The 8,219-nt window shown below is 76.5% G+C and carries 11 protein-coding genes; 5 read left to right on the forward strand and 6 right to left on the reverse strand.

The window, feature by feature from the left end:
- Positions 1–180: 180 nt before the first annotated feature.
- Positions 181–747, reverse strand: a complete 567-nt coding sequence (locus ACFUVW_RS07120) for a GNAT family N-acetyltransferase (RefSeq protein WP_430570627.1) — start codon at positions 745–747, stop codon at positions 181–183.
- A gap of 10 nt (positions 748–757) precedes the next feature.
- On the reverse strand, positions 758–1,321 hold the full coding sequence (locus tag ACFUVW_RS07125) for a TetR/AcrR family transcriptional regulator (protein ID WP_430570628.1): 564 nt from the start codon (positions 1,319–1,321) through the stop codon (positions 758–760).
- A gap of 104 nt (positions 1,322–1,425) precedes the next feature.
- On the opposite strand from ACFUVW_RS07125, the gene ACFUVW_RS07130 reads away from it, so the two are divergent.
- Positions 1,426–2,328 carry an SDR family oxidoreductase gene (locus ACFUVW_RS07130; RefSeq protein ID WP_430570629.1) on the forward strand — a complete coding sequence of 301 codons (903 nt, stop codon included), beginning with the start codon at positions 1,426–1,428 and terminating at the stop codon, positions 2,326–2,328.
- Between the two features lie 36 nt (positions 2,329–2,364).
- On the opposite strand, the gene ACFUVW_RS07135 is transcribed toward ACFUVW_RS07130, so the two are convergent.
- The gene (locus tag ACFUVW_RS07135) at positions 2,365–2,946 is read right to left on the reverse strand and encodes a 1-acyl-sn-glycerol-3-phosphate acyltransferase (protein ID WP_430570630.1); all 582 of its coding nucleotides are present in this window, start codon (positions 2,944–2,946) and stop codon (positions 2,365–2,367) included.
- 95 nt (positions 2,947–3,041) lie between these two features.
- On the opposite strand from ACFUVW_RS07135, the gene ACFUVW_RS07140 reads away from it, so the two are divergent.
- The 4 genes from ACFUVW_RS07140 (at position 3,042) to ACFUVW_RS07155 (ending at position 5,252) form a co-directional block, all read left to right on the forward strand.
- Entirely contained in the window at positions 3,042–3,698 is a 657-nt protein-coding gene (locus ACFUVW_RS07140) for a TetR family transcriptional regulator (RefSeq protein ID WP_430570631.1), read from the forward strand.
- Positions 3,695–4,207, forward strand: a complete 513-nt coding sequence (locus tag ACFUVW_RS07145) for a hypothetical protein (protein WP_430570632.1) — start codon at positions 3,695–3,697, stop codon at positions 4,205–4,207. The genes ACFUVW_RS07140 and ACFUVW_RS07145 overlap by 4 nt, the downstream gene beginning before the upstream one ends.
- Positions 4,204–4,584, forward strand: a complete 381-nt coding sequence (locus ACFUVW_RS07150; protein ID WP_430570633.1) for a VOC family protein — start codon at positions 4,204–4,206, stop codon at positions 4,582–4,584. Before ACFUVW_RS07145 ends, ACFUVW_RS07150 begins: the two co-directional genes overlap by 4 nt.
- A gap of 83 nt (positions 4,585–4,667) precedes the next feature.
- On the forward strand, positions 4,668–5,252 hold the full coding sequence (locus ACFUVW_RS07155) for a hypothetical protein (RefSeq protein WP_430570634.1): 585 nt from the start codon (positions 4,668–4,670) through the stop codon (positions 5,250–5,252).
- A 26-nt stretch (positions 5,253–5,278) separates the two neighbouring features.
- Here ACFUVW_RS07155 and ACFUVW_RS07160 read toward each other — a convergent pair whose 3' ends face one another.
- The 3 genes from ACFUVW_RS07160 to ACFUVW_RS07170 all read right to left on the reverse strand — a co-directional run bounded on the left by ACFUVW_RS07160 (position 5,279) and on the right by ACFUVW_RS07170 (position 8,206).
- Positions 5,279–6,166: an aminoglycoside phosphotransferase family protein gene (locus ACFUVW_RS07160; protein WP_430570635.1), complete on the reverse strand. Its 888-nt coding sequence runs from the start codon at positions 6,164–6,166 to the stop codon at positions 5,279–5,281.
- 67 nt (positions 6,167–6,233) lie between these two features.
- Complete coding sequence (locus tag ACFUVW_RS07165) at positions 6,234–7,619, reverse strand: hypothetical protein (RefSeq protein ID WP_430570636.1); 1,386 nt, start codon at positions 7,617–7,619, stop codon at positions 6,234–6,236.
- On the reverse strand, positions 7,616–8,206 hold the full coding sequence (locus ACFUVW_RS07170; RefSeq protein WP_430570637.1) for an RNA polymerase sigma factor: 591 nt from the start codon (positions 8,204–8,206) through the stop codon (positions 7,616–7,618). Before ACFUVW_RS07170 ends, ACFUVW_RS07165 begins: the two co-directional genes overlap by 4 nt.
- Positions 8,207–8,219 lie beyond the last annotated feature (13 nt).

Consider the following 8,219-nt stretch of genomic DNA (forward strand, 5'->3'; position numbering starts at 1 on the left):
CTGGCCGCGGCCGCGCAGGCGGGCGCGGCGTCCGACCGCTCGGGGCTCTCGACCGCCGCCGGGGCCGGCGTCGTCGTGCTGGTGCTGGCGGCGGCCGCCGGGGTGGCCGCGCTCGTCGTGCGCCGGCGGCGGCGTTCCGCGGCCGTGGACCCTGCCGCCGTGGACCCTGACGCCGCTGGCTCAGTCGTCGTGGAGGATGCGCTGGAAGAGGGCGTGGTCCTGCCAGCGGCCGGCGATCCGGAGGTAGGACGGCGCGGTGCCGATCCGCTCGAACCCGGTGCGCGCGAGCACCTTCTGTGACGCCGCGTTGTGCAGCAGCGTCGCCGCCTGGACACGGTGCAGGCCGAGGTCGTCGCGGGCGTGCGCGCAGGCAGCCTCGACCGCCGCGGTCATGACGCCGCGCCCGGTGAGCGACGCGTCGACCCAGTAGCCGAGGTGGGTGTTGCGGAACGCCCCGAGCACGATGTCCGACAGGTTCACGCGGCCGACGATCTCGCCGCCGCGCTCGAGCACGAGCGGCACCGCTCGGCCCGAGCCGTGCGCGAGCAGCTCCACCGGGATGCGCTCGGCGTGATAGCTGGCCTCGAAGAACTGCTCCGGACGGGCCGGCTCCCAGGGCTCGAGGTGGTCCCGGTTGCGGATGTACGCGGCGGCGAGGGCCGGGCCGTCGTCGCGGTGCAGCAGCCGGAGGGAGACCCCGGCCGGCAGGTCAGCGGTGAACGGGCTGGTCGTTCCGGTGTCGGGCACGACGGCGAGCCTAGCCGCGGGCCCGGGCGCGCAGGGCCGCGACCGCGGCCCGCACCTCGTCGGCGACCGGGCGCTCCTGCCCGGAGGCGATCCAGGCCTCGAACCCGACGCGGAACGCCGCCGCACCGGCCTCGGCGATCATCGAGGCGTCGGGCTCCGGGACGCCGCGACCCCGCACGGCCTTCGCCGCGGCGTCGCGCAGCGCGGCGAGCTTGAGGAGCTCGCGCTCCTGCAGGCGCGGGGTCGCGGCGATGACGGCGGCGCGGCGGGCGGCGAACTCGCGGCGCTCGTCGAGGACCGCGACCGCGGTGGCGACGGCCTCGCCGACGACGTCGAACGGGTCGGCCGCGCCGGGCGCGGCGGCGATCGCGGCCGCGATGGCTGCCTCGAGCTCGTGGGAGCCGTCGAACAGCACCTCGCGCTTGTCGGCGAAGTGCCGGAAGTACGTGCGCTCGGTGACGCCGGCGCGCTCGGCGATCTGCGCGGTCGTGGTCTGCTCGAACCCCTGCTCGGCGTAGAGGTCGAGCGCGGCGCGCGTCATGCGCCCGCGCGCGTCGGGTTCCCATCGGGCCATGCCGGACAGTCTAGTGATGACAGTCCCTGACATCAGGTGTAGCGTGATTGATGTCAGCAACTGACATCACCTGGCCTGCGCCTCGCGGGCCGAGAGGAGAACCCATGCGCGTGTTCGTCACCGGAGCCTCCGGCTGGATCGGCTCCCACACCGTTCCTCACCTGCTCGCCGCCGGGCACGACGTCGTCGGCCTCGGCTACTCGGACGACTCCGCCCGCCGGGTCGAGGCCCTGGGCGCCACCGTCCACCGCGGCGGGCTCGACGACCTGGAGAGCCTCCGCGCCGGCGCCAAGGACGCCGACGCCGTCGTGCACCTGGCCTTCAAGCACGACTTCGACGACTACGTCGGCGCGGGTCGCACCGAGCGCGCCGCCGTCGAGGTCTTCGTCGACGAGCTGGCGGGCAGCGGCCGCGCGCTCCTGCTCGCGTCCGGCCTGATCGGGGCCCCGGGCGTCGTGATGACCGAGAACGACGCCTCCGCGTTCTCCGGCCCGGACGCGCCGCGCGGCGGCTCCGAGGGGCTGGCCCTGGACGCCGCCGACCGGGGCGTGCGGTCGGTGGCGCTGCGGTTCTCGGCCACCGTGCACGGGGTCGGCGACCACGGGTTCACGGCCGTGCTGACGCAGATCGCGCGCGAGCGGGGCGTCTCCGGCTACGTCGGCGACGGGTCGAGCCGGTGGCCCGCCGTCCACGTCGACGACGCCGGGCGGCTCGTCGCCCTCGCGGTCGACAAGGCCCCCGCGGGCTCCGCGGTGCACGCCGTCGCCGAGGAGGGTGTGTCCTCCCGGGAGATCGCGGAAGCGATCGGCCGCGCCGTCGGGGTGCCCGCCGTCTCCGTCGACCCGGCCGACGCTCCCGAGCACTTCGGCTGGCTGAGCCGGTTCTGGGGCATGGACGCCGTCGCGTCGAGCGCGATCACCCGCGCACGACTGGGCTGGGAGCCTGTCGGGCCGACCCTGGTCGAGGACCTCGCGGCCGGCGCCTACGACCACGTGGCGCGCGGCTGACGCGGGCCGGGGACGTCGCAGCGGCCGGCTCGGGTGTCAGCCGGGCCGGTCCTCGTCGGCCAGTCGCGGCTCGGTGCGCAGCGCCGGGCGCAGGCCCGCCTTGTCGGCGTAGAACGCGCGGATGACGTCCATGTCGGCGCGCACGTCGCCGGTGAGGCGGAGGGTGGGGCCGAGGCCGGTCGTCATCGTGGTGCGGTCGACGTACCCGAGCGTCACCGGCAGGTCCGCGGCACGGGCGATGCGGTAGAAGCCCGACTTCCACCCGGCGCCCGAGCGGGTGCCCTCGGGCGTGACGACGAGGTGGAACACCTCGCCCGCCCGCACGTGGGCGAGCACGTCGTCGACCACGCGGCTGGGGTCGCGACGGTCCACGGGGATGCCGCCGAGCGCGCGCATGAGCGGCCCGCGCCAGCCGGCGAACAGGGTGTGCTTGCCCAGCCAGCGCACGTCCAGCCCGAGCCGCCACGCGATGGCGAGCATGAGCACGAAGTCCCAGTTGGACGTGTGCGGCGCGCCCACCAGCACGCCCGCCCGGGCCGGGGTGGGCTCGCTGCGCAGGGTCCAGCGGCTGAGCCGCCAGTACGTGCCGGCGAGTGCGCGGCGCAGGGTGCTGAGCATCGGGCGACTCTACCGGCCGCCGCGCAGGTGTGATGGAATCTGAACATGTTCAGACTGAACGTGTTCAGGCACGGCTGCCCGATCGTGCCCGTCCGATGACGGGGCCCGAGGAGTCGACCCGCGAGGTCGTCCGGCGCACCGCCCTGAGGCTGTTCCGCGAGCGGGGGTTCGCGTCGACCACCATGCGGGCGATCGCGGCGGAGGCGGGCGTCGCGACCGGCGTCGCGTACTACTGGTTCGGGTCCAAGGCCGACCTGGTCCAGGAGCTGTACGTCGACGTCAACGAGGACCACGCCCGGCGCGCGGCCGTCGCGCTGGACGGTGTCTCCGGCCTCGGGCCGCGGCTGCGCGCGCTCTGGCACGCCGGCCTCGACGCGTTCGAGCCGTCGCACGACCTGGGCGCCGAGCTCGTCGCCGTCGCGATCCGGCCCGGCGCCGCCGAGAGCCCGTTCTCCACGGCCTCCCGCACGACGGCGCAGCTCAGCCAGGGCCTGCACGCGCAGGCGGTGGAGGGTTCGTCGACGCGGGTCCCCGCCGTGCTCCGTGACGAGCTGCCGTCCCTGCTCTGGCTGGCATGGCTGGGCGTGACCCTCTTCTGGGTGCACGACGGCTCGCCGGGGCAGCGCAGGACGCGGGCCCTCGTCGACGGCGCGGCGCCGCTGCTCGCGAGGCTCGTCCGGCTCGCGGGCGTGCCCGGCGTGCGGTCGGTCGTGGACGACGTCGTCCGGCTCGCGCGGCAGGTGCGGGCGTGACCGGGGAACAGCAGGCCAGGGTGTGGCGCTTCGGCGGCGACGGGCCGTGGTCGCGGGCGACGGGCGTCGTCGCCGGGACGTGCGCGTGGGCCAGCGCGATCCTGCTCGCGCTGGTCCTCGTGGCGGCGGTCGTGGGTCTTCTCGTGACCGCCGTCCTTGGCGCCAGGGGCGACGAGGGGGTGAGCTGGGCGACCGCGGCCGGTGCCGTCGGCCTGATCATGTGGATGGTGGCGGCCGTGGTCGTCTGGGTCGTCGGCCTCCCGGTCGGGATCGTCCTGGAGCGGGTGCTCGACGACGCGGCCGTCGCACCCCCGTGGCGGGCCGCGGTCCTCGCCGGCCTCGGCGGGTTCCTGGCGTTCGCGGCGTCGATCGTGGTCGGGCTGTGGGCGTGGCCGGGCATGCTGGCGGTCCTCGTGGTCGCCGGGCTGGTGGCCGCGGGAGCCGGACGCCTCGCCGTCGCGCGACGCGCACGGCGGGTGTCGGAGGGGCGCGCCATGCTGCCGGGATGACGGAGCACGCGCACGGCGTCCACCACACCATCGACTACCTCGAGCTGCCGGTGACCGACCTCGCGGCGGCCCAGGAGTTCTACGCCGCGGCCTTCGGCTGGGAGTTCGTCCCCTACGGCCCGGGGTACGCGGGCATCCGCACGGCGGCGGAGCAGGCGCCGGCGGAGGCGGGCGGGCTGCGCCTCGCCGAGGCCTCCGACGTCACCCGCGGCGGCCCGTTCGTGCTGCTGTACTCCGACGACCTCGACGCCACGCTGGCCGGCGTGGCGGCCGCGGGCGGCCGGGTGGTCGAGGGTCCGTACGAGTTCCCCGGAGGCCGCCGCTTCCACTTCCTCGACCCCAGCGGCAACGAGCTGGGGGTGTGGGCGACGTCCTGATCGGGCCGCGCGGGGACGTCGGGTCGTCATCGGCCGTCAGAACGACGCTGTAGCGATCGACCCCCTGCCGGCAACTGAGGGGTATGAGCACTCGACGCCGACGCCCCGGGGACGCCTCCGCGCTCCTGATCTTCGCGCTCGTGGCGCTCGGGTGCGCCACCGTCTGGGTCGTGTGGCTCGGGGTGCTGATGCTCACGGACGTGTCCGGTCCCCGGGTGGCCGGCTGGGTGCTGACGGGTGCCGGGGTGACGGTGCTGGTCGCCGTCGCGCTGCTGGTGGCGTCGCTGCTGCGAGGGCCGACGCGCATCGTGGCGCACGAGCCGTCCGGCACGCGCTGGTCGTTGCGCGGGGCCCCGGTGCCGGTGCGCCTGGCGACGTCGGAGCCCCTGGAGCCCGGGTCGCGCGGCGAGGCCCTCGCCGCCCAGGTCGTGCGTGCCGCCACCCGGCCCGAGACCGCCGCCCGGGTCGACCGGGCGCGCGCCGTCCTGGTGCTGCGGCAGATCCTCGAGGTGGCGCAGGGTCCGGACGGTCCGGGCGGCTCGGGCGGCGACGCCGACTGGGCGCGCGTGCGCGCCGCCGTCGTGGACCTGACCTTGCGGGCGTCCGACCACCCGCCGCACCCGGTCACCCTGCTGCCGTGGGAGGAGCGCCTCGCCGCGCCGCAATGAGCTGCCGTGGCGCCCGTCCGGCCTGGTCAGGGGCTCGCCGGGCGGGCGCCGCCGGTGCCGTTCAGCGCCTCCGAGACGAGGCGGTGGCCCTGCGCCTCGAACGCGTCGTCGCCCACCTGGTACGCCCAGCAGGCCGTCCCGATCGCCTCGCGCACCCGGGACCGGGACCACGCCCCCGGCTCACGCGGGTCGTGCCCGTACCCGGCGAGGAACGCCTCCTCGGCGCCCGGGTACCGGCGGAACTCCCGCGACGCGAGCCGGTCGAGGTCGCTCATCGCCGGCCGCAGCTCGGCGCGGCCGAGGTCGATGACGCGCACCGTGCCGCCGTCGTCCACCAGCCAGTTGCGTGCCTGCCAGTCGCCGTGCGTCGGGACGACGACGGCGGGAGGGGTGGGCCAGGAGCGGATCAGCGTGCGCAGGCGCTCCACGTCCGCCGGGGCGATGCGGTGCTCCCCGGCGAGCCACCGCTCGGCCCTCGCGTTCGCCCTGGCCTCGTAGCCGTCGTCCTCGACGGCGAGCTGCCCGTGCAGGGCGGCCAGCAGCCGCCCCGCCTGCTCGTAGGTGCGCGGGTCGGCGACCGCCGCGTCGTCGTCCTGGACGAGCCGTCCCGGCTGGTAGGTCGTGACGAGCAGGCGGGCGTCGACGTCGGCGTGCACCAGACGCCCGACCCGGTCCGCGGCGAGCCAGGGGCCGGTCCACTCCCGGTGCGCCCGGACCTCCCGCGCGATGTGGTGGTCCCGCTCGCCGCCGGCCTTGACGACCAGCGTCCGCCCGCCCGCGGCCACGCGGAGCACGGTCGTCTCCACGAGGCCCCAGCTCATGTCGTCCTCGACGACGAGGCCGGGCAGCCACGTGGACAGCAGGTCGCGCTGGCGCGGGGACAACGGGTCGAGGCGCGGTGCGGTGCGCGGCATCCGGGCAGGTTAGCGCTCCGCCGCGCGCGGCTCGCCCGCCCCACGCAGGACGCTGGTGCGGTCACTCTCAGGGAAAGACCGGGGCCTGGCCGAGAGGCTCGCCGTCGGCGTCGTACCAGGCCATCGTGGCACCGTCCCAGGGTCCCTCGTCCGCCTCTCCCGGAGTCGTCGGGACGACGAGGTCGGCACTCCATGCCACCCAGTAGCCGTCCGACACCAGCGCGACGAGACGGGTGCCGTCCGCGGTCCGCACCTCCACCCGGGCGACGCCGTCGCCAGCGACGCCGACGAGCTGCCCCGCACCGCCGCCCCCGCTCCCGCTGACGGCGACGGCCTCGTCCGAGGCCGGTTCCTCGGCAGGGAGCTCGCCGCCCGAGGTGACCAGCGGCGTGTACGGGGGCGCGGCCTCCTGCACGCAGGCCGTGAACCACCCGCTCGCACGGTCCGGGACCATCGTGACGCCGTGCTCTCCGCGCCGGTCCTCGACGGTGGTCTCGTTGCCGCGCCAGCCGGGGACGCAGGCAGTGCGTCGCTGGTCGGTGAGCGCCGTGACCGGCCCGCCGTCCTCCGGCCAGGCGCTGTCCAGCGCCAGCGACCGCTCGACCCCGTGCTCCCGCCAGCGGAGCGACACGCGGGCGTCTGCCGGTATGCGATCGCCGGGCATCATGACGGTCCAGCCGGCGCCGTCCCGGACCGCATCGACGACGAGCACGGAGCCGGGAGAAGCGGTGTCGCGCGGCGGTTCCACCTCGAGCCGGACGGCACTGGCGTCGGCGCCGACGTCCCCCCAGGCGACGTACCAGTCGTCGTGCGCCACCCCGCCGAACGTGACCTCACCGTCCTCCGCCTCCGGCGCCGGCGTGGTCCACAGCGTGCTCGTCGACGTCGTGCCCCCGCCGCCGCTCGTGTACGAGCAGAAGCCGGTCATGCCCGTGGCCGGCGACCGCAGCATCGTCAGGTCGGCCCCGCCGACGGTCTCGTGGGCGAGCGGCGCCCAGGCCGGGTCGAGGTCGAGCCCGTCGGGCACCGCCGACGCCGTGAGGCTCGAGGCGCACGAGTCCGCCGGCGACGCGGGGCCGGGCGCGGGTCGTGGCGCCAGCACCAGCCCGACGGCGACGATGCCGACGACACCGGCGGCGGCCGCACCGAGCTGCACCCGTCGCCGTCGGCGCTCGCGGGCGGTACGGCCCCGGACGAGCGGTACGACGACGTCGTCGTCGATCAGGGGGAGCGCGGCGTCACCGTTCGTGTCGTCGTGACGGTGGGCACGGGCGGCGTCGAGGTCGAGCACGTGCGCGTCACCGACGCGTCGGCTGCGGGACGGCCCGGTCCCGTCGAGGGCCTCGTCGAGCACCGCGCGGGCGGCGGCGAGCCGCTCCGGGTCGGGTGACGCGGCGGGGGCGAGACGGGCGAGCCGCTCGTCGATGCTCGTGGGGCTGCCTGCGGTGCTCATGCGGACCTCCTGGAGGACGCGGCGGAGCGGAGTGCGGTGGTCGCGGCGGTGCCGGGCGCGTCGAGGGTGCCGTCGGCGTAGCCGGCCAGCCGCCGTCGGGCGCGGTGGAGGCGGACCTGGAACGTCGCGGTGCTGCACCCGGCGACGTCGGCGGCGGCGGACGGCGCGAGGCCGTCCCACGCGACCAGGAGGTTCGCCTCCCGCTCGCGCTCGCCGAGGCGGGCGAGGCCGCGCAGCAGGGCGTCGCGCTCGACGGCGAGGGCTTCCGGGGCGGCCTCCGGCAGCGGCGCGGAGGCCGCGAGGGCGGCGAGCTCGTCGGCGAGGGTGCGCCGGCGCCGGGCGGCGCGGTGCGCGTTGCGCACGAGGTTGCGGGCCACCACCAGCAGCCACGGCAGCGCCGGCTCGGGCACGTCGTCGAGGCGGCGCCACGCGACGAGGAACGTCTCGGAGAGCACGTCCTGCGCGGTGTCCGGGTCGGTGTGCCGCCACAGGTACGCCTGGACGCGGACGGCGTCCGCGCCCCACAGCGCGGACAGCCGTTCGCGCCGCGCGGCAGCGCCGTCGGGGACGTCGTCGGGGGTGCTCACATGACGTAGTGTC

It is taken from the genome of Isoptericola sp. NPDC057391, assembly GCF_042668085.1.
In the GTDB taxonomy this organism is placed as follows: Bacteria; Actinomycetota; Actinomycetes; order Actinomycetales; family Cellulomonadaceae; genus Isoptericola.

Excerpts from the sequence above, each read along its gene's own strand:
- ACFUVW_RS07140 (WP_430570631.1), top strand. The coding sequence starts at position 3,042 with ATGACGGGGCCCGAGGAGTCGACCCGCGAGGTCGTCCGGCGCACCGCC.
- ACFUVW_RS07130 (WP_430570629.1), top strand. The coding sequence starts at position 1,426 with ATGCGCGTGTTCGTCACCGGAGCCTCCGGCTGGATCGGCTCCCACACC.
- ACFUVW_RS07165 (WP_430570636.1), bottom strand. The coding sequence starts at position 7,619 with ATGAGCACCGCAGGCAGCCCCACGAGCATCGACGAGCGGCTCGCCCGT.
- ACFUVW_RS07160 (WP_430570635.1), bottom strand. The coding sequence starts at position 6,166 with ATGCCGCGCACCGCACCGCGCCTCGACCCGTTGTCCCCGCGCCAGCGC.
- ACFUVW_RS07125 (WP_430570628.1), bottom strand. The coding sequence starts at position 1,321 with ATGGCCCGATGGGAACCCGACGCGCGCGGGCGCATGACGCGCGCCGCG.
- ACFUVW_RS07155 (WP_430570634.1), top strand. The coding sequence starts at position 4,668 with ATGAGCACTCGACGCCGACGCCCCGGGGACGCCTCCGCGCTCCTGATC.
- ACFUVW_RS07135 (WP_430570630.1), bottom strand. The coding sequence starts at position 2,946 with ATGCTCAGCACCCTGCGCCGCGCACTCGCCGGCACGTACTGGCGGCTC.
- ACFUVW_RS07150 (WP_430570633.1), top strand. The coding sequence starts at position 4,204 with ATGACGGAGCACGCGCACGGCGTCCACCACACCATCGACTACCTCGAG.